1 protein-coding gene is annotated in these 388 nt (G+C 46.1%); it reads right to left on the bottom strand.

Annotation, left to right across the window (positions count from 1 at the left end; translation table 11 throughout):
• Positions 1–20: 20 nt before the first annotated feature.
• The coding region (locus tag B4U49_RS00140; RefSeq protein ID WP_204902942.1) for a hypothetical protein at positions 21–388 on the bottom strand (368 nt) is incomplete at its 5' end.

The following is a 388-nucleotide window of genomic DNA, read 5'->3' as shown; positions in this document are numbered from 1 at the left end:
AGCTGCCCCTGCCGGCGGCGTTAAATGTTTTTTGCCTCGAGTGAGCGCTTGAATAGCTTGTAGGATGAGATACCGAAGAACAGTGTGGAGCTAAAAATAGTCCCGTATATCGCTACAAAGAGTGCCTGCATGTCTTTAAATCCGCCAGTAATAAAGCTAAATGCGGCGGCAAATTGGGCGCCACCAATCTCGTAGGCGAGGCAGGCGGTTAAAACCGCCATAGATCCAGATACGAAAGAAAAAATGAACCAAACTGCTGGCGGTATACTATTTGCTATTTTCTCTAAGTGTTTTTTCATGCCATATCCTTCAGTTGTGGGTATCTTCTCATCAACCATTGGGGCAGGTTCCTGGAAGTCAACACTTAACAAACGCAAGCAGAATGCTC

The sequence above is a fragment of the Microbulbifer mangrovi genome (assembly GCF_002009015.1).
Classification (GTDB): Bacteria; Pseudomonadota; Gammaproteobacteria; order Pseudomonadales; family Cellvibrionaceae; genus Microbulbifer; species Microbulbifer mangrovi.
The sequence above is the reverse complement of the archived record's forward strand: the minus strand, read 5'-3'. Positions and strand labels throughout refer to the sequence as shown.